The organism is Bradyrhizobium sediminis, assembly GCF_018736105.1.
In the GTDB taxonomy this organism is placed as follows: domain Bacteria; phylum Pseudomonadota; class Alphaproteobacteria; order Rhizobiales; family Xanthobacteraceae; genus Bradyrhizobium.
The window spans coordinates 2,194,989-2,212,360 of record NZ_CP076135.1; the positions used below are offsets into that span (position 1 = coordinate 2,194,989).

The 17,372-nt window shown below is 64.0% G+C and carries 17 protein-coding genes and 2 pseudogenes; 16 read left to right on the plus strand and 3 right to left on the minus strand.

Annotated elements, in window-relative coordinates; all coding sequences use genetic code 11:
• Positions 1 to 29: 29 nt before the first annotated feature.
• From KMZ68_RS10420 to KMZ68_RS10440, 5 genes are read left to right on the plus strand one after another with little or no spacing between them, the layout of a single operon-like run.
• Positions 30 to 899, plus strand: a complete 870-nt coding sequence (locus KMZ68_RS10420) for a branched-chain amino acid ABC transporter permease (protein WP_249779582.1) — start codon at positions 30 to 32, stop codon at positions 897 to 899.
• Positions 896 to 1,843, plus strand: a complete 948-nt coding sequence (locus KMZ68_RS10425) for a branched-chain amino acid ABC transporter permease (protein ID WP_215615687.1) — start codon at positions 896 to 898, stop codon at positions 1,841 to 1,843. The genes KMZ68_RS10420 and KMZ68_RS10425 overlap by 4 nt, the downstream gene beginning before the upstream one ends.
• Entirely contained in the window at positions 1,840 to 2,589 is a 750-nt protein-coding gene (locus KMZ68_RS10430) for an ABC transporter ATP-binding protein (protein ID WP_215615688.1), read from the plus strand. Before KMZ68_RS10425 ends, KMZ68_RS10430 begins: the two co-directional genes overlap by 4 nt.
• The gene (locus KMZ68_RS10435) at positions 2,582 to 3,307 is read left to right on the plus strand and encodes an ABC transporter ATP-binding protein (RefSeq protein WP_215615689.1); all 726 of its coding nucleotides are present in this window, start codon (positions 2,582 to 2,584) and stop codon (positions 3,305 to 3,307) included. Before KMZ68_RS10430 ends, KMZ68_RS10435 begins: the two co-directional genes overlap by 8 nt.
• Before the next feature lie 45 nt (positions 3,308 to 3,352).
• Positions 3,353 to 4,804: an aldehyde dehydrogenase gene (locus KMZ68_RS10440; protein WP_215615690.1), complete on the plus strand. Its 1,452-nt coding sequence runs from the start codon at positions 3,353 to 3,355 to the stop codon at positions 4,802 to 4,804.
• Positions 4,805 to 4,888: 84 nt separating this feature from the next.
• On the opposite strand, the gene KMZ68_RS10445 is transcribed toward KMZ68_RS10440, so the two are convergent.
• Positions 4,889 to 5,761, minus strand: coding sequence for a LysR substrate-binding domain-containing protein (locus tag KMZ68_RS10445; protein ID WP_215615691.1), 873 nt, complete (start codon positions 5,759 to 5,761; stop codon positions 4,889 to 4,891).
• A 198-nt stretch (positions 5,762 to 5,959) separates the two neighbouring features.
• Between KMZ68_RS10445 and KMZ68_RS10450 the strand changes: the two genes are divergently transcribed.
• The 5 genes from KMZ68_RS10450 to KMZ68_RS10470 all read left to right on the plus strand — a co-directional run bounded on the left by KMZ68_RS10450 (position 5,960) and on the right by KMZ68_RS10470 (position 10,045).
• Positions 5,960 to 6,274 (plus strand): DUF485 domain-containing protein, encoded by a 315-nt coding sequence (locus tag KMZ68_RS10450; RefSeq protein WP_215615692.1) that lies wholly within the window; start codon positions 5,960 to 5,962, stop codon positions 6,272 to 6,274.
• Positions 6,255 to 7,799, plus strand: coding sequence for a solute symporter family protein (locus tag KMZ68_RS10455; RefSeq protein WP_249779583.1), 1,545 nt, complete (start codon positions 6,255 to 6,257; stop codon positions 7,797 to 7,799). The genes KMZ68_RS10450 and KMZ68_RS10455 overlap by 20 nt, the downstream gene beginning before the upstream one ends.
• An 82-nt stretch (positions 7,800 to 7,881) precedes the next feature.
• A complete protein-coding gene (locus KMZ68_RS10460; protein ID WP_215615693.1) occupies positions 7,882 to 8,628 on the plus strand; it encodes a haloacid dehalogenase type II in 747 nt (248 codons plus the stop codon).
• Between the two features lie 78 nt (positions 8,629 to 8,706).
• Complete coding sequence (locus KMZ68_RS10465) at positions 8,707 to 9,783, plus strand: hypothetical protein (protein ID WP_215615694.1); 1,077 nt, start codon at positions 8,707 to 8,709, stop codon at positions 9,781 to 9,783.
• A gap of 19 nt (positions 9,784 to 9,802) precedes the next feature.
• On the plus strand, positions 9,803 to 10,045 hold the full coding sequence (locus KMZ68_RS10470) for a DUF2798 domain-containing protein (RefSeq protein ID WP_215615695.1): 243 nt from the start codon (positions 9,803 to 9,805) through the stop codon (positions 10,043 to 10,045).
• 69 nt (positions 10,046 to 10,114) lie between these two features.
• Here the strand turns inward: KMZ68_RS10470 and KMZ68_RS10475 are convergent, their stop codons facing one another.
• On the minus strand, positions 10,115 to 10,663 hold the full coding sequence (locus KMZ68_RS10475; RefSeq protein ID WP_215606756.1) for a cupin domain-containing protein: 549 nt from the start codon (positions 10,661 to 10,663) through the stop codon (positions 10,115 to 10,117).
• Positions 10,664 to 10,876: 213 nt separating this feature from the next.
• Here KMZ68_RS10475 and KMZ68_RS10480 point away from each other — a divergent pair, with 213 nt between their 5' ends.
• Together KMZ68_RS10480 and KMZ68_RS10485 are read left to right on the plus strand one after the other, a co-directional pair.
• Complete coding sequence (locus tag KMZ68_RS10480; protein ID WP_249779629.1) at positions 10,877 to 12,157, plus strand: aspartate aminotransferase family protein; 1,281 nt, start codon at positions 10,877 to 10,879, stop codon at positions 12,155 to 12,157.
• Between the two features lie 74 nt (positions 12,158 to 12,231).
• A complete protein-coding gene (locus KMZ68_RS10485; protein ID WP_215615697.1) occupies positions 12,232 to 13,497 on the plus strand; it encodes a D-amino acid dehydrogenase in 1,266 nt (421 codons plus the stop codon).
• A gap of 5 nt (positions 13,498 to 13,502) precedes the next feature.
• Here KMZ68_RS10485 and KMZ68_RS26115 read toward each other — a convergent pair whose 3' ends face one another.
• Positions 13,503 to 13,634 carry a hypothetical protein gene (locus tag KMZ68_RS26115; protein ID WP_256443700.1) on the minus strand — a complete coding sequence of 44 codons (132 nt, stop codon included), beginning with the start codon at positions 13,632 to 13,634 and terminating at the stop codon, positions 13,503 to 13,505.
• Positions 13,635 to 13,957: 323 nt separating this feature from the next.
• Here KMZ68_RS26115 and KMZ68_RS26120 point away from each other — a divergent pair, with 323 nt between their 5' ends.
• The 4 genes and pseudogenes from KMZ68_RS26120 to KMZ68_RS10500 form a co-directional block, all read left to right on the plus strand.
• Positions 13,958 to 14,092: a hypothetical protein gene (locus KMZ68_RS26120; protein ID WP_256443701.1), complete on the plus strand. Its 135-nt coding sequence runs from the start codon at positions 13,958 to 13,960 to the stop codon at positions 14,090 to 14,092.
• A 227-nt stretch (positions 14,093 to 14,319) separates the two neighbouring features.
• Positions 14,320 to 15,345, plus strand: a complete 1,026-nt coding sequence (locus KMZ68_RS10490; RefSeq protein ID WP_215615698.1) for a histone deacetylase family protein — start codon at positions 14,320 to 14,322, stop codon at positions 15,343 to 15,345.
• A 448-nt stretch (positions 15,346 to 15,793) separates the two neighbouring features.
• Positions 15,794 to 17,069: pseudogene (locus KMZ68_RS10495) on the plus strand (amidase).
• Positions 16,960 to 17,211: pseudogene (locus KMZ68_RS10500) on the plus strand (ABC transporter substrate-binding protein); the annotation flags it as partial. The pseudogenes KMZ68_RS10495 and KMZ68_RS10500, both read left to right, overlap by 110 nt.
• Between the last annotated feature and the right edge of the window lie 161 nt (positions 17,212 to 17,372).

Consider the following 17,372-nt stretch of genomic DNA (forward strand, 5'->3'; position numbering starts at 1 on the left):
GCCAGATCGCTGCGGCAGATCCGGGGTCAATGACCAACGCCATCCTCACCGGCCTCATGCTCGGGGGCATGTATGCGCTGATCGCCATGGGCTTGACCCTGCAATATGGCGTGGCGCGGATCATGAACCTGTCCTACGGCGAGTTTCTCGTCGCGGCGGCCTTTGCTTCGTACTGGCTGTTCACGGGATGGGCCTTGAATCCGCTGGTGGGGCTGGCGGTCGTCGTTCCCACAGGCTTCGGCGTGAGCATGATTCTGTATCGTGTCCTGCTCACGCCGCTGGTGCGCCGCGCGCCGACGCGCGACGCGCTGGAGGTGGACAGCATCCTGGCCACCTTCGGCATGATGTTCATCGTTCAGGGCATCATGCTGACGATGTTCGGCGGCGCCTATTTCAGCTATTCGTTTCTCTCGATTCCGGTTGCCGTGCTCGGCGAAACCCTGGCCTTGAACCGGCTGATCGCTTTCGGCCTCGCGGTGCTGTTCGGCGTCGCCCTCTATCTCGCGCTGACCCGAACCCGATTCGGCACCGCCATACGCGCGGTGGCGGTCGATCCTGCCGCGGCGCGGTTGGTGGCGATCGACGTCACTTGGATATCTGCCTTCGCCTTTGCAATCGGTGGTGCGCTGGTCGCCGCGGCAGGCGTGTTGATCAGCATGTTCCTCACCTTCAGCGCGTCGTCGGGCGTCGTCTTCACCATGAAGGCGCTGATCGTGGTGGTGATGGGGGGCGTCGGCAATCTGCTCGGCTGCCTGGTCGCGGGCCTCGCGCTCGGCCTCAGTGAATCCCTGGTGGCAACCTTCGTCGATCCCGGGCTGACGCTGGCGGTGAATTTCGCGCTGTTTCTCGGCGTCCTGCTGGTGAAGCCGGCGGGCCTGTTCGGCAGGGCGCAGCGATGAGCATTGCGCACATCGCAGCTGGCATCGCCGCCGTCGCGGGCCTGGCGGCGCTGGCGCTGCTGCCGCTCTACGCGGACGCGTATCATCTTTCGCTCGCGCTCGGCCTGCTGCAGTTCACCGTGCTTGCCACCGCGTGGGGACTGTTCTCCGGGCCGACCCGCTACGTCTCGCTGGCGACGACGGCGTTTTTCGGCGTCGGCGCCTATACCGTGGCGGTGCTCGGTGAACTACTGGCGTGGCCGCTGGTGCTCTTGATCGCGGTTGCGATCGGGGCGCTGATGGCGGTGATCGTCGGGGTCTCCACGCTGCGGCTCAGCGGCCTGCATTTCGTGATCTTCACCTTCGGCCTCGCCGAACTCGTCCGCCAGCTGGTGATCTGGTACGAGGTCAACAAGACCCGGGTGCTCGGCCGTTACGTGTTCGTCGATATCACCCAGAGCGACATCTACTGGCAGCTGCTCGGTCTTGCGGTGGCGGTGTTCGCGATCGGCTGGCTCGTCGCCCGCTCCCGGCTCGGCTTCGCGCTGCGCATCATCGGCGAGGACGAGACGGTCGCCAGACACTGCGGCATCAATGTCACCTTCGCCAAGGTGGCGCTGTTTGCGATCAGCGCGGTGTTCATGACCCTGGTCGGCGCGATCATGGCGCCGCGCTGGACCTATATCGAGCCTTCGATCGCGTTCAATCCGACGATTTCGTTTGAGGTCGTGATCATGGCGCTGCTCGGCGGCGCGCACCGGCTGTGGGGGCCGGCGGTCGGCGCGATCCCGCTGACGCTGTTGTTCGAGTTCCTGTCGGCGCGCTTTCCCTCTACATCGACCTTGATCATCGGCATCGTCTTCCTGCTGATCGTCTATGCGCTGCCATCAGGCGTCGTCGGATTGTGGGAGCGCGCGCGCTGGCGGCGGCCGGCAGCGCCGGCCGCGCCAGGGGTGCAGCCATGACGACGGCCGCATCCTCCACGCCGGTTCTGGAGATAGCGGGGCTGACCCGCGCCTTCGGCGGGCTGGTCGCGGTCAACGCCGTCGATCTCGTCGTGCATTCAGGCGAAATCGTCGGGCTGCTCGGTCCCAACGGCTCCGGCAAAACCACCGCGCTTAATCTGGTTTCGGGCGTGCTGCGTCCGGATTCCGGGAGCATCCGCTTTGCCGGACAGGCCATCCAGGGCATGCCGGCTTTTCGCATCGCCCGCCTCGGCCTCGCGCGCACGTTTCAACTGGTTCGCGTGCTCAACGGCATGAGCTGCGCCGAGAACGTCAAGGCAGGCCTCGCCTTCCACCGGCCGCATCTGGCGCGCGTCGAGATCGACGACGCCGCGCACCGGTTGTTGCAGCGGGTCGGGCTGTCGGGCCGTGACGGTTTTTCGGCATCCGAACTCACTTATATCGACTGCAAGCGGCTCGAGCTTGCCCGCGCGCTGGCGCTGAAGCCGCGGCTGTTGCTGCTCGATGAATGGCTCGCCGGCCTGAACCCGTCGGAACTCCTGACCGGAATCGAATTGATCCGCTCCCTGAAAGACGAGGGTTTGTCGATCCTGCTGGTCGAACATGTCATGGACGCGATCCGCTCCCTCTGCGATCGCTGCGTGGTCATGAACAGCGGCCGCCGGATCGCCGAAGGCCGCCCCGACGAGGTGCTGGCCGATCCTGCCGTCGTCGAGGCCTATCTCGGAGTAACGACCGATGCTTGATGTCTCGGGCGTCAGCGTCGCCTATGGCCAGCACCGCGCACTAAGCGATGCGGCGTTGACCGTCGGCCGCGGCGAGATCGTCGTCATCCTCGGCGCCAATGGCGCCGGCAAGACGTCGCTGCTGAAGGCCATCGCCGGAATCGTCCCGTGCCTGCCCGGCAAGAACGTCATTCTGTCCGGCCGCGATCTTTCCCGCCTCCCGGCGCATGAGACCGTCGAGGCGGGACTGGCGTCGGTGCCGGAAGGCCGCGGCATTTTCGGCGAACTGACGGTCGCTGAAAACCTGCTGCTCGGCGCCAATCCGAAGCGGGCGCGCAGCAGCGAGGCGGTGCGGCGCCAGCAGGTGCTGTCGCTGTTTCCCCGTCTCAACGAAAGACTGCCGCAGATGGTGCGGACCATGAGCGGCGGCGAGCAGCAGATGGTGGCGATCGGCCGCGCGCTGATGTCGAACCCGGACATTCTGCTGCTCGACGAGCCGTCGCTCGGGTTGTCACCCCTGTTGGTGCGCGAGTTGTTTGCAGCACTCCGGCAGGTGCGCGAAACCGGCGTCGGCCTGCTGCTGGTCGAGCAGAACGCGCGGGAAAGCCTCGCGCTCGCCGATCGCGGCTATCTCATCGAGAACGGCAGGATCGTCGGCAGCGGCACGGCACAGGCGCTGCAATCCGACCCGGCGGTGCGACGGGCCTATCTCGGCGGAATCGAGACCGGCGCGGCATGAGCCGGACCAACAGGGGCCGCGGAATCTTTTAGGGAGGAGAGGGCGATGAATCAGATCAACCTGTTGCTCGAGAACAAGGACGTTCAGGCGATCGACGGCGTGACCTTCGAGCGCCTCAACCCAATGACGGGAGAGGTCGCCACGCGCGCGGCGGCGGCCAAGATCGCCGACGTCAAGCGCGCAGCCGACGCCGCGGCGGCGGCCTTTCCGGCGTGGTCGGCGACCGGGCCGAGCCAGCGCCGCGCCATCCTGCTCAAGGCAGCGGACGTGCTGGCGAGCAAGGCGCCGCAGTTCATCGAACTGATGGCGGCGGAAACCGGCGCCACCGCCGGCTGGGCGGGATTCAATGTCCATCTCGCCGCCGGCATGCTGCGCGAGGCGGCGGCGATGACGACGCAGATTTCCGGCGAGGTGATCCCCTCCGACAAGCCCGGTTGCATCGCGATGGCGATCCGCCAGCCCGCCGGCGTCGTGCTCAGCATCGCGCCCTGGAATGCGCCGGTCATCCTCGGCGTGCGCGCGATCGCGCTGCCTTTGGCCTGCGGCAATACCGTCGTCCTCAAGGCCTCCGAAATCTGCCCCGGCACGCACCGGCTGATCGCCGAATGCCTGCGCGAGGCGGGCCTGCCGCCGGGCGTGCTGAACGTCATCACCAATGCGCTGGAAGACGCGCCGGGGCTGATCGATGCCTTGATTTCGCATCCCGCCGTGCGCCGCATCAACTTCACCGGCTCGACGCGGGTTGGGCACATCATCGCGCAGACCGCCGCGAAATATCTGAAGCCGGCGCTGCTCGAACTCGGCGGCAAGGCGCCGCTGCTGGTTCTCGACGACGCCGACATCGATGCCGCGGTTGCAGCCGCAGCCTTCGGTGCGTTCATGAACCAGGGGCAGATCTGCATGTCGACCGAACGGATCGTGGTCGACAAGAAAGTCGCCGACGCCTTTGTCGCCAAGCTCGCGACCAAGGCGGAAACGCTGGTGGCCGGCGATCCCCGCAAGGGCAATACCGCGCTCGGCTCCCTGATCGGGGTCGAGGCCGCCAACCGGATCCAGGGCCTGATCCAGGATGCGATCGGGAAGGGCGCGCGCGTCGTGGCCGGTGGCAAGGTCGACGGCACACTGATGTCGGCGACCGTGGTCGACCACGTGACGTCGACGATGCGGATCTATGGCGAGGAATCGTTCGGCCCGGTCGTCTCCATCGTCCGCGTCAACGGCGTGGACGAAGCGGTGCGGGTCGCCAACGATACCGAGTACGGATTGTCGGCGGCGGTATTCGGCCGCGACATTGCGCGGGCGCTGGAAGTGGCGAAGCGGATCGAGTCCGGCATATGCCACATCAACGGGCCGACCGTGCACGACGAGGCGCAAATGCCGTTCGGCGGCGTCAAGGCCTCCGGCTACGGCCGCTTCGGCGGCAAGGCCGGCATCGCCGAATTCACCGAGCTGCGATGGATCACGATCGAGACCGGTCCGCAGCATTATCCGATTTGACTGCCCCATAGTCCTGCATCAAGCCGGGACCGCGGGCTATGCCGACCGTCCCTCACTGCGTGGGCGGGCCTGGACGGCGCGATGCTAATGCGCACGAGGGGGAGCCGAGTCGGTGAGGCTATCGGCCAGGTGGTTGGCGAGTTCGCTGACCACGCGAGAATTGCTGCGGCGGCCGTAAGAGTAGACCAGGTCCACGCTCGGCAGCTGCGGCAGTCCATAGCCGTGACGGACCACGCGTAGCGGGGGCGTGACCAAAGCGCGGGCGAGCACGGTTATTCCAAGTCCTTCCACTGCTGCCGACTTGAGGCATTCGAAGCTCGGACTGACGAAGCTCAGATGCCACGGTCGATTCTGATCCTTCAATGCGGCGATCGCGAAGCGCCGGTAGGCGCAGCCTTCCGGAAAAAGAATCAGAGGGAGGGAGTGCAGCGCGTCAGGAGAGTAATTGGGGCCGCTCACCCAAACCAGTTGCTCGCGCAACGCGACGGTGCCGTTCTTCGCTCCGGCTTCCTGCTTGAAGAAGGCAAGATCGAATTCGCCGCGTGCGCTGCGCTTTGAGAGAGTCTCGGACTGATTGGCCTCGATCTCAAGGCCGACCATCGGATGCTTGTTCTTGAATGCGGCGAGCCATGTGGCGAAGTCGCGCCCGAAGAAATCGAACGGCACGCCGAGCCGGACGAAACCCGTGAGTACGTCGTCGGACATGGAAGCATACGCCTCGTCGTTGAGCTGAAGTATTCGCCTCGCGAACTGAAGCAGCTTTCCGCCTTCCGACGTCAATTCGATCACGAGCCCTTTCCGACGCACCAGCAGGGCCTTTCCCACCTGGGTCTCCAGCTTGGCAATCTGCTGGCTGACGGTCGATTGCGACCGTCCGACACTCTCTGCGGCTCGCGAGATGCTCATGGTGTCGGCGACGACCACGAATGAACGGAGGCAATCGATGTCGAAGTTCATGATCGGGCCTCATAATCGAACAATTCGATACTCATCATCGTTATTATTCATTTTGTCACTTACGGCCGCTCTCGTAAAGACGCATTGCCATTGCCGAAGCAACTCGGCGAACCCGCGGGAACAAGCGGGAATACCGGCCGCCATGCCCGGACATCCGGAGCATTGAAGACGCGTCCAGGGCTAACGGGAGGAAATCAAATGGCCGGCAACGGAAGATCGCCAGAGGCTGCGCACGCCTCGGTGAGAGCGCTGATAGGCGAAAAGATCAAATACCTCGTACCGATGACGGTCCTCTTCATGACCGGCTACATCGGCCTGACCGTGCTCGCCGCGTTTGCCAAGGGCTGGGTGGGGACGAAGATCTTCGGCGCGGTGAACCTGGGATTTGTCCTCATCGCATTCAATTACCTGCTCTCCTGGCTGCTTGCGATCGCCTACGGCCGCATCGCTCGCGACAAGTTCGATCCCTTGGCGGCGCGCGCTGCTTTGGAAATTGCTGGAAGGGAACGTTGAAATGAGCATCACTCTCGGGATCTTCGCGGTCATCCTGTTGATCACCCTAGGGATCACCTATTGGGCGGCCAGGCGCACCGCGACTACCAGCGATTTCTATGCCGCCGACAGCGGACTTACCGCGGCCCAGAATGGCTTTGCCTTGGCCGGGGACTGGTGCAGCGCTGCGGCGTTCCTTGGATTCACCGGACTCACCGCGCTTTATGGAATGGACGGAGCATTCTATGCCCTCGGGCCTCTGGTCGCTTTCTGCACGGTACTCTTTCTCATCGCCGAGCCGATGCGGAACACCGGGAAATATACCCTCGGCGACATCGTTCGCAGCCGAATGCAGACGCGAACCTCGCTTCTCGCAGTCATCGCGGGAACCGTCGTCGTCAATTTCGCCTACCTGATGCCGCAGATGGCGGGCGCGGGGGTTCTGGTGCGACTGCTCACCGGCATTTCCTACGACTGGGCGGTGATCTTCGTCGGTATCAGCATGATCGTCTACGTCGCGTTCGGTGGAATGCTCGCGACGACTTGGGTCCAGATCGTCAAGGCGGTGCTCATGCTCAGCGCCGGCGCAATCATCCTCGTGATGGTCCTGGGCATGGTCAACTTCAACCCATTGACGCTGTTCGCCCAGGCCGAACAGAAATACACGGCCAATTATCTACTACCGGGCAATTATCTGAAGAACCCCTTCGACCAGATTTCGTTGGGCCTCGGTTATGTCCTCGGCCTGGCGGGTTTGCCGCATGTCATGACGCGCTTCTATACCGTGCCGGACGCAAAGGCCGCGCGCCGGTCGGTAGTCTGGGTGATGTTCCTGGCCGGCGCCTTCTTCGCGTGCACCACGCTGTTCGGCCTGGCCGCGGCCAATTTCATAGGGCAGGATGCGATCCGTGCCGCGGACAAGGGCGGCAATCTGACGCTGCCGCTGTTGGCGCAATATCTCGGCGGCGGCAAGGGGAGCTTCGGTGGAGATCTGATGCTCGGCTTCGTCGCCGCCGTGGCGGTGGCGACCATTCTGGCGGTGGTTTCGGCCCTCACGCTGTCGACATCGAGCGCGATCGCTCACGATTTCTATGCCAACTGGTTCAAGCGCGGGCAGGTCGAGGGAAAGCAGGAGGTTTGGATCGCCCGTGGTGCCGCCGTTGCCATCGGCGTGCTGGCGATCGCGCTCGGCATCCTCGCGCAAGGCGTCAACGTCGCGGTGCTGGTCATCCTCGCGATCTGCGTCGCCGCCAGCGCCAACTTTCCCGTACTGGTCCTTTCGCTGTTCTGGCGACGCTTCAATACCGGCGGGGTGATCGGCGGAATGGCGCTTGGCCTGGTGTCTTCGGTCGTGCTGGCGATGATCGGGCCGGCGATGCGCGGTGCGGATGCCTTGTGGCCGCTCGTCAACCCCACGATCGTGTCACTACCGCTCGGATTCCTGGGCGGAGTTCTGGGCACGCTGATTGCCGGACGCGACTTCGACAACGAGAAACGCTTCGATGCGTTTCTCTTCCAGGTCCATACCGGCGTGGAAGCGGAATAACCGCTACCGGAGGACCGTCCCGCCAATTTGCGATCGTGCTTCCCGGAGAGGGCCGATCGTCATCTCGAACGAGAGGTGTTCAGTGACCATAAGAGCAGTTGTCTTCGACGCCTACGGAACCCTGTACGATATCCAATCGGTAGCCGCGATCACGGACGAGGCCTTTCCCGGCTACGGCGAAATGATCACACAGGTTTGGCGGATCAAGCAGCTCGAATATACCTGGCTTCGTTCGCTGATGCGCCGTTACGAGGATTTCTCGGTCATCACCCGCGAATCGCTGGTCTATACGCTGAGAACGCTTGGCTTGAAGCACGACGATAGAGTGTTCGAGCGGATAATGGACAAATATGTCCACCTGGAGCTTTACCCCGACGTGAGGCGAACGCTTGCCGATCTGAAGGACTACAAGCTCGCGATATTATCCAACGGCAGCACCGACATGCTGACCACGCTCGTCCGAAATACCGGATTGGAGAGCGTACTCGATGCGACCATCAGCATCGACTCCAAGCGGATTTTCAAGCCCAGCCCGGAGGTCTACGCGCTGGTCGAGGCCCGCCTCGGGGTCGCATCCGCCGAAATTCTGTTCGTGTCCTCGAATCCGTGGGATGCGATCGGCGCGAAATCCGCCGGGCTGAACACCGTCTGGATCGAACGCGTGACGCCCGAGGCGATGGGAGAGGCCTGCCGAAAGAGCGATCTGATCGCGCCGCTGACGATGTTCAAGGCGGTGCGGATGCAAATGGACGAATTCGGTCTCGCACCGGACTATCGCGTCCACGGACTTTCCGCCCTTGTCGAAATTTTGTCGTCTGTCCCGGCCTAGCCGCGTCGCCTGTTCGTTCCGAACCCGTCGCACCGGCTGAACGGAGCACCTGAGACCGAAACCTCCAGGAAAAACCCGATGTCGAAATACAACATCCTCATTCTCGGTGCGTCCTACGGTTCGTTGCTGGCGTCAAAGATACTCTTCGGCGGACATTTGGTGAAGTTGGTGTGTCTGCCGGCCGAGGCCGACCTGATCAATTCGGAAGGATTTCGCGTCCGCATGCCAGTGCGCGGTCGCGACGGACAAATCGAACTCGATTCCCGCAATCTGCCCGGTAGGGTCTTCGCGGGCGGCCCGGCGGATGTCGATCCACGCGAGTACGATCTGATCGGCCTTGCGATGCAGGAGCCGCAATACGGATCGCCGGGGGTCCGCGAGCTTCTGGAGGCCATCGCGTCATCCGGGGTCCCTTGCATGTCCATTATGAACATGCCGCCGCTGCCGTATATGAGACGCATCCCGGGGCTCGATGTCGAGTCCTTGAAGCCCGCCTATACGGCGCCTGCCGTATGGGACAATTTCGATCCGGCAACGTTGACGCTTTGCAGTCCCGACCCACAGGCGATTAGGCCGCCCGATGCAAAGGCCAACGTGCTGCAGGTGACGCTTCCGACGAATTTCAAGGTCGCGCGTTTCGACGTCGAGAAGGGCAACGAGATCGTGCGCCGCCTGGAGAGGGAGATCGATGCGGCGCGCTTCGACGCTCTCGACGGCAGGATGGAGTTGCCGGTGAAGCTGCGGTTCCACGATTCGGTGTTCGTGCCGCTGGCCAAGTGGGCGATGCTGATGGCCGGAAATTATCGGTGCATCACCGAGGACGGCATGCGGACGGCCCGGGAGGCCGTTCATGCGGATCTGGAGGAATCGCGCTCGATCTACGATTTCGTGGTCGAGGTTTGCATGAAGATCGGCGCGTCCCGGGACGAACTGGTGCCGTTCGAAAAGTACGCGGGCGCAGCCGAAAGCCTCTCGCGTCCTGCGTCTGCCGCGCGTGCGCTCAACAACGGTGCCTCGAACATCGAACGAGCGGACAAGCTCGTTCAGCTTGTAGCAAGACAGAAAGGCATGAGTCATCCCGTGCTCGATGGAATTGTCGCTCTGGTCGACCGGAGGCTCGAAGCCAATCGGAGGGCGCAGTCCGCGGCTGCCTGACCCGCCCGGGAAAGCTGCCGTGCCGAAGATTCCGCGACGATACGCACACTTCCTGTTCGGGGTCATTCAGTCCGGCCTCACGGCGGCGGTGGCGTCCGCCGTCGCCAGCTACGAGTTTCTCGTGGACGGCGACTTTGTCGCCCATTGGCTGGTGTCATGGCTGACTTCCTGGGCACTCATGGTGCCCATCGTTCTGGTCGCCGCGCCTGCTATTCGATGGGTGAGCGTTTCCTTGACCGCGCGGGACGATGGCGATCCTTGACGACCTGATCACAAGGTGTCGGGACCGCCTTTGACGGGGTGCCGGTCCTTCGATCAAACCTTGTCGCCGTCAGAATGTCGGCGGTGTGCAGGCGCTGATCACCTCGCATGGTTTGGCGCCGATGCAGCGGAAACGATGCGGCCGGCGGCTCTCGAAATAATAGGCGTCGCCGGGTCCGAGGATGCGGCGCTCGCTGTCCACGGTCACCTCGAGCCGGCCGCTGAGAATGATGCCGCCTTCTTCGCCGTCATGGACCAGCGGAACCCGCCCGGTGTCGCCACCCGGTTCGTAACGCTCCTTCAGGATCTGCAGCGCGCGGCCGAACAGGTTGTCGCCGACCTGGCGAAAGGAGATCGGCCCTTTGCCGATCTCGCTCAACTCGTCGGCCCGGTAAAATGCCTTGCGCGGCCGGTCGGGTTCGAGCGCGAAGAATTCCGCCATTCCCATCGGGATGCCGTCGAGGATGCGCTTGAGCGCGCCGACCGAGGGATTCATCTGGTTGGATTCGATCAGCGAGATCGTCGAGTTGGTCACCCCGGAACGCTTGGCGAGTTCACGCTGGGACAATTTGTTGCGGCTGCGGACGAAGCGCAGCCGGTCGCCGACATCGATGCTCATAGCCACTCCCGGACTTGAGATGCTGCTGTTGAGGGTGTTGCGGATTGCACAAAGACTATCAGTCAAATGATGTGAAATCAATGGCTTATAAGTTATAAGAAAAGGACTTGATGCATATTCTTCAACATGATGTCGATGCGGAAAGCCGCAAGCAGGAGCCCGCCCGTGACCATTCACCAGATTCCGAACACGTTAGCCCTCGACGCATTCTGGATGCCGTTCACGGCAAACCGGCAGTTCAAGGCAGAGCCGCGCCTGATCGCCTCCGCCGAAGGCATCCACTACACGACGGTCGATGGCCGCAAGGTGATCGACGGATCGGCCGGGCTGTGGTGCGTCAACGCCGGCCATGGCCGCCGGGAAATCGCCGATGCGGTTTCCCGGCAACTGATGGCGCTGGACTATGCGCCGTCGTTCCAGATCGGGCATCCGATCGCGTTCGATTTCGCCGAGAAGCTGGCGGCGATCGCGCCCGCCGGCCTCGATCGCGTCTTCTTCACCAATTCCGGTTCCGAGTCCGTCGACACCGCACTCAAGATTGCGCTGGCCTATCATCGCGCCGCCGGGCAGGCGACGCGCACCCGCTTGATCGGCCGCGAGCGCGGCTATCATGGCGTCGGTTTCGGCGGCATGTCGGTTGGCGGCATGGTCAACAACCGCAGGGCGTTCGCGACGCATCTTCCGGGCGTCGATCATATCAGCCATACCCACGACCTTGCCCGCAACGCCTTCAGCAGGGGCCTGCCGGCGCATGGCGCCGAACTCGCCGATGACGTCGAGCGTCTGGTCGCGCTGCACGGCTCCGAGACGATTGCGGCGGTTATCGTCGAGCCTGTCGCCGGCTCGACCGGCGTATTGCTCCCGCCGCAAGGCTATCTGCAGCGCCTGCGCGCGCTGTGCGACAAGCACGGCATCCTCCTGATCTTCGACGAGGTGATTACCGGCTTCGGCCGCCTCGGCGCCCCCTTTGCCGCCAACTATTTCGGCGTCACGCCCGATCTCATCACTTCCGCCAAGGGAATCACCAACGGCACGATTCCGCTGGGCGCGGTATTCGCGAGCCGCAAGATCCACGATGCGCTGATGGTCGGGCCGACCAGCCAGATCGAACTGTTCCACGGCTATACCTATTCCGCCCATCCGGTCGCCTGCGCGGCCGGGCTTGCGACGCTGGAAATCTACCGGAAGGAGAACTTGCTGACGCGTGGCGCCGAACTTGCCGATTACTGGCAGGACGCGATGCATTCGCTGCGGGGTTCGCCCAACGTGATCGATATCCGCGCCATCGGTCTCGTCGCCGGCATCGAGCTGTCGTCACGGCCGGGTGCCGCAGGTAGCCGCGCCTACGATGTCATGGTCGACTGCTTCAACCGCGGCCTCGTGGTCCGCGTCACCGGCGACATCATCGCGATGTCGCCGCCGCTGATCATCGAGCGCGGCCAGATCGACGAAATCGTGACGATACTCGGCGACGCGCTGAAGCGCGTGGCCTGATCCTTGCTAGTCCGAGGGCTGCGGAGAGTTTCGAGCGCGACAGTGCGGCGGCTGCAGCGGGAGCATGGACGATCGTGAAGGTACTGGTTCTCGGCGGCGGCGTCATCGGCGTTACCACCGCCTACTATCTCGCAAGGAGCGGCCACGAGGTCACGGTCGTCGACCGCCAGGCGGCGACTGCGCTCGAGACCAGCTTTGCCAATGCCGGAGAAGTATCGCCCGGCTACTCTTCGCCGTGGGCCGGGCCGGGCGTGCCGGTCAAGGCGGTCAAGTGGCTGTTGATGAAGCACGGACCGCTGGTGGTCCGGCCGAAGCTCGATCCGGCGATGTGGCTGTGGCTCGCCAAGATGCTGCGCAACTGCACCTCGGCGCGCTATGCGGTCAACAAGAGCCGCATGATTCCGCTGGCCGAATACAGCCGCGACTGCCTGCGCGCGCTGCGGGCGGAGACCGCGATCCGCTATGACGAGCGCAGCCGCGGCACGCTGCAACTGTTCCGCAAGCAGGCCCAGGTCGATGGTATCGCCGACGACATCGCGGTGCTGAAGCAGTATGGCGTGCCGTACGAGGTGCTCGATCGCGATGGCTGCGTCGGCGCGGAACCGGCGCTCGCCGCCGTGAAGCACAAGATCTCCGGTGGCCTGCGGTTGCCGCAGGATGAGACCGGCGATTGCCACATGTTCACGCAGGCGCTCGCGGCGCAGGCAGCGAAGCTCGGCGTTCAGTTCCGCCTCGAGACGACAATCGAGCGGCTGATGGCTGACGCCACGGGGATCGCCGGTGTAGCAACGAGCGTGGGCGTGTTGCGGGCCGACGCCTATGTGGTCGCGCTCGGCAGCTGGTCGTCGCGCCTGCTCAGGCCGCTCGGCATTCCGATCCCGGTCTATCCGGTCAAGGGCTACTCGATCACGGTGCCGATCGCCGATCCCGATGCGGCGCCGGTATCGACGGTGATGGACGAAAGCTACAAGGTGGCGATCACGCGGCTCGGCGACCGGATTCGTGTCGGCGGCACCGCCGAGGTGTCAGGTTATTCGAACAAGCTCCATCCGGCCCGACAGGCGACGCTCGACCATTCCCTGACCGACCTGTTCCCGCGCGGCGGCAATCTGGCCGGCGCCACATTCTGGAGCGGGTTGCGGCCGATGACGCCGGACGGCCCGCCGGTGATCGGCGCGACCCGCTATGCCAACCTCCATCTCAACACCGGTCACGGCACGCTCGGCTGGACCATGGCGTGCGGTTCGGGGCGTGTGCTCGCGGATCTGCTGTCGGGCCGCAAGCCCGAGATCGACCCGGCTGAACTCGCCATCACCAGATACGAAGATCGTTTTGGTTGATCTCGTCAGGCGTGATCCAGGGCCAGCAACGCCTGGTCCTGCTTCTCGACGAGCAGGTCGGGATGTCCGGTACCGAACACCAGCGGTGGTCGGATCTTGAGAACATTGCCGTGTGAGTCGGCGACGCTGATCAGCACGCGCCGGGTTGCACTTCGTCGGCGATGAACAGGCCGCCGGCAGTCCGGATGGCTTCGACCGCGGGCCGCAGGAAACCAGGCGGGTGGGCGAAGATGCCGTCGCTCGAGAAGATGGTATCGACCCGTAATCCGCCGGGCGGATGCCGTGTCTCTCCATGTCGTCCAGCGCATCGCGGATGTGACGCGCAAGGATTTCGCCGGTGCCGTCAGTGGCCGGGTGAGGCGCCGGCACCAATCGCGCGTGGCTGTCCTTTGACGCGGGCAGCCCGAGCGAGGGCGAAAGTTCGGCCAGCGCGCTGGTCACGCCATGGCAGGCGTTGTCGGTGACGATGAAACCGGTGCCGCCGGTGCAGGTCCGGGCGACGCGCAAAGCGAGGTCGCTGGCCTCGCTGCCGGTACAAGTGAACATGACGTGGCCGATCTCGGCCGGGAAGGTGGCCAGGAGCTTTTCGGCGTAGTCCAGCACGGTCTCGTGCAAATAGCGCGTATGCGTGTTAAGGCCGGAGCGTATCGTGGCGCATATCGATTACCACATCGGTCACGCCCGGCGGGAGGTCGCAAAACTGGTGCGGGAGATTCCTCTCGTGGCCGCTGGTGCGAAATAATGACCAGGCGCGAGCGGCGCGCCCGACGGCACGGTAGCGGGCGCCCAAGCATTCTGTTTTTCAGCGATGGGAGTATCTGCGTGAAGGCCGTCTATACCGAACTGCATCGAAGCCACGATCCGCAATTTTTTCTGGTTCGCGGCGTCATCAAGCGTACCACCGAACAGCCCGAACGCGCCGACCGGCTGCTCGCGGGGCTCAAGGCGGGCAAGCACGATCTGGTTGGGCCGACTGCTTTCGGGCAGGGCCCGCGGGCAAGGGTTCACAGCCCGGAATATCTCGGCTTTCTCGCCGAGGCATGGGACGCCTGGTCCGCGCTTGGGGATTCAGGCCCCGAGATGATCGCCAACATGCATCCCGTCCGCAACGCCGCGACTTACCCGACCCACATCGTCGGTCGTCTCGGCTGGCATACGATCGATACGTCCTGTCCGATCGGCCCCGGCACCTGGGCTGCCGCTTGCGCTGCCACCGATGTGGCGACGACGGCAGCTCAACTGGTTACGGATGGCGAGGATGCGGCTTACGCACTCTGCCGTCCTCCCGGTCATCACGCCTATCGCGATCTGGCCAGCGGCTTTTGCTATCTCAACAACAGCGCGGTTGCGGCCGCCCATCTGCGGCTGAGGCATGAGCGCGTGGCGATCCTCGACATCGACGTCCATCATGGTAACGGCACGCAAGGCATCTTCTACGAACGGCCCGATGTCCTCACGGTTTCGATCCACGCCGATCCGACTTTCTTCAACCCCTTCGTTTGGGGCTATGCCCACGAGCGCGGCGCGGGTCCCGGACTTGGCGCCAATCTCAACCTTCCGCTGCCGATCGGCACCGGGGATGACGGCTATATTCAGGCGCTCGGCGTAGCGGAAAAGACGATCCGTTCCTTTGCTCCCGGCGCCCTGGTCGTGCCGCTCGGTCTCGATGCGTCCGAGCATGATCCTCTCGCGGGTCTTGCCGTGACCACCGAAGGATTCCGGCGCATCGGCGCGGCCATCGCACGGTTGGGACTACCAACCGTCTTCGTCCAGGAAGGCGGATATCTGTCGGAGATTCTCGGAGCCAATCTGACGTCTGCCCTCGCCGGATTCGAAGAGGTTCGCTAGCCAGGAAATGGATGGCCGTCGCGCATCAAAGCGTGCTCCGCCCATCCGCTCACGGATCAAGCTGAAGTACCGCGTGTGGACATTACGTGATGCATAGCGCAATACGCCAGCAACTCGGGAATGCCTGAACCGGAAGAGGAACTGTCGGCGGCTCTCCCTCAAAAGATCCAAACAGGGCGTGGGCGAGCGCGAACATGTATCCGACTGACAATCTTCCCCGGCGCCCCGTCGCCACCGCGCGGGCTGCCTCGAAGCCTTCAGCCGTCAAGGCCAGCGCTTCACGCGTGCGCGACAGCAAGGCGCGGCTGGCTGCCGTCAGCTCCATTCCCCGCGTGTCCCGACGAAACAGCGAGGTTCCCACTTCCGATCCCAGTTTGCGAATCTGGACCGACAATAGTCAATGTGAATGTCATCTTTGCGTCAATTCGACCCTGGGGATTTTAGCGCGATGAGTGATGAACTGTGCTTTCTGCCCGCGACCGAACTCCGCGCGCGGGTTGTCCGCAAAGACGTTTCGCCGGTTGAGATCATGCGTGCCGTCCTTGCGCGCGCCGAGCGGATGCAGCCCTCATTGAACTGCTTCATCACGCTTTGCGGCGATGAGGCCATGGCCGAGGCAAGGAAGGCGGAGCGTGCGGTGATGGTCGGGGAGCCGCTGGGCCTTCTTCACGGCATTCCGTTCACGGTGAAAGATCTGGTCAACACCAAGGGGGTGCGAACGACCTTCGGAGCGATCCCCTACAAGGACAACGTTCCTGACCATGATGCGGTCGCCGTGGCGCGAATGCGGGCAGTGGGCGCCATCCTGCTTGGCAAGACCACGACGCCGGAGTTCGGCACCAAGTGCCTGACGGATTCGCCGTTGTTCGGCCGCACGCGCAATGCCTGGAGTGGCGCGCGCTCGAGCGGCGGTTCGAGCGGGGGAGCGGCGGTTGCGGTTGCCAGCGGCATCGCGCCTCTTGCGATCGCGACGGACGGCGGCGGCTCGACGCGGATTCCGGCGGCCTGCAACGGCGTTGTCGGGCTGAAGCAAAGCAACGGCGTTATTCCCCACAGCCAGGCGCAGGACGCTTTCGGCAACCAGACCTATGTGACCCCCGATGACACGCACCGTCGCGGACACGGCCCTGGTGATGCAGGCAATGTCGGGAGAAGACGCTTCCGATCCGTGGTCGATGGGCTTCCCGCAGTGGAATTTTGTCGAGGGATCGGCGCCAAACGGCGATCTGCGCGGGTGCAGGATTGCATTCTGCCTGGCGCCGCTCGGCCGGCCGGTTGCCGCCGATGTCGCCGCAGCATTCAGGGGCGCTCTTGCCAAGCTGGAAGCCCTTGGGGCCGAGATCGAGGAAATGCCCGCCGACGGATTTGAGGTGGAGCCGATCTGGCGCGCCATCAATCACACCGCCTGGCGCGCACGGTTTGAGGAGCTTGCGGCCGATCATGGCGACGTGCTGAGCGAGACCTTCATGAAGCAACTGGCCCTGGCCACGAAGGTAAGCGGTGTTGACTATCAGCGGGTCTGGTCACGCGACATGTCAGGGGAGCAAGCGAATGTTCAGGAAACTAGCCGTCTTTGCACTCTTCGCCGCGTTCGCCGCCGCGCCGCTGCCGGGCCTGGCGCAGGGCAAGAAGGACGACGTCGTCATGGGCATGACGCTGGAGCCGCCGGGGCTCGATCCTACCACTGCAGCCGCTGCGGCGATTGCCGAGGTCACGCTCTATAACCTCTATGAGACGCTGACCAAGATCAACGAGGATGGTTCGGTATCGCCGTTGCTCGCCGAGAGCTGGCAGGCATCGCCCGACCTGAAGACCTATACGTTCAAGCTTCGCAAGGGCGTCAAATTCCACAATGGCGAGCCGTTCTGGCAACCGACGCGGTCGCCGGCTTCCTGTTCCAGCCGCAATGGATCACCATTGCGAACAAGAAGCTGAAGGGTGTGTGGAAGGAAGTCCCGCAATTCGAGAACGACTTCTCCGCCTGGTCCTGGGAATAGCCGCCTCCCGCGGGGCGGGCGGCGGAGCTG

Coding starts and splice junctions, on each gene's coding strand:
- KMZ68_RS10425 (WP_215615687.1), top strand. CDS start 896: ATGAGCATTGCGCACATCGCAGCTGGCATCGCCGCCGTCGCGGGCCTG.
- KMZ68_RS10480 (WP_249779629.1), top strand. CDS start 10,877: ATGCCGTTCACGGCAAACCGGCAGTTCAAGGCAGAGCCGCGCCTGATC.
- KMZ68_RS10445 (WP_215615691.1), bottom strand. CDS start 5,761: ATGAACTTCGACATCGATTGCCTCCGTTCATTCGTGGTCGTCGCCGAC.
- KMZ68_RS10450 (WP_215615692.1), top strand. CDS start 5,960: ATGGCCGGCAACGGAAGATCGCCAGAGGCTGCGCACGCCTCGGTGAGA.
- KMZ68_RS10465 (WP_215615694.1), top strand. CDS start 8,707: ATGTCGAAATACAACATCCTCATTCTCGGTGCGTCCTACGGTTCGTTG.
- KMZ68_RS10440 (WP_215615690.1), top strand. CDS start 3,353: ATGAATCAGATCAACCTGTTGCTCGAGAACAAGGACGTTCAGGCGATC.
- KMZ68_RS10475 (WP_215606756.1), bottom strand. CDS start 10,663: ATGAGCATCGATGTCGGCGACCGGCTGCGCTTCGTCCGCAGCCGCAAC.
- KMZ68_RS10420 (WP_249779582.1), top strand. CDS start 30: ATGACCAACGCCATCCTCACCGGCCTCATGCTCGGGGGCATGTATGCG.
- KMZ68_RS10435 (WP_215615689.1), top strand. CDS start 2,582: ATGCTTGATGTCTCGGGCGTCAGCGTCGCCTATGGCCAGCACCGCGCA.
- KMZ68_RS10430 (WP_215615688.1), top strand. CDS start 1,840: ATGACGACGGCCGCATCCTCCACGCCGGTTCTGGAGATAGCGGGGCTG.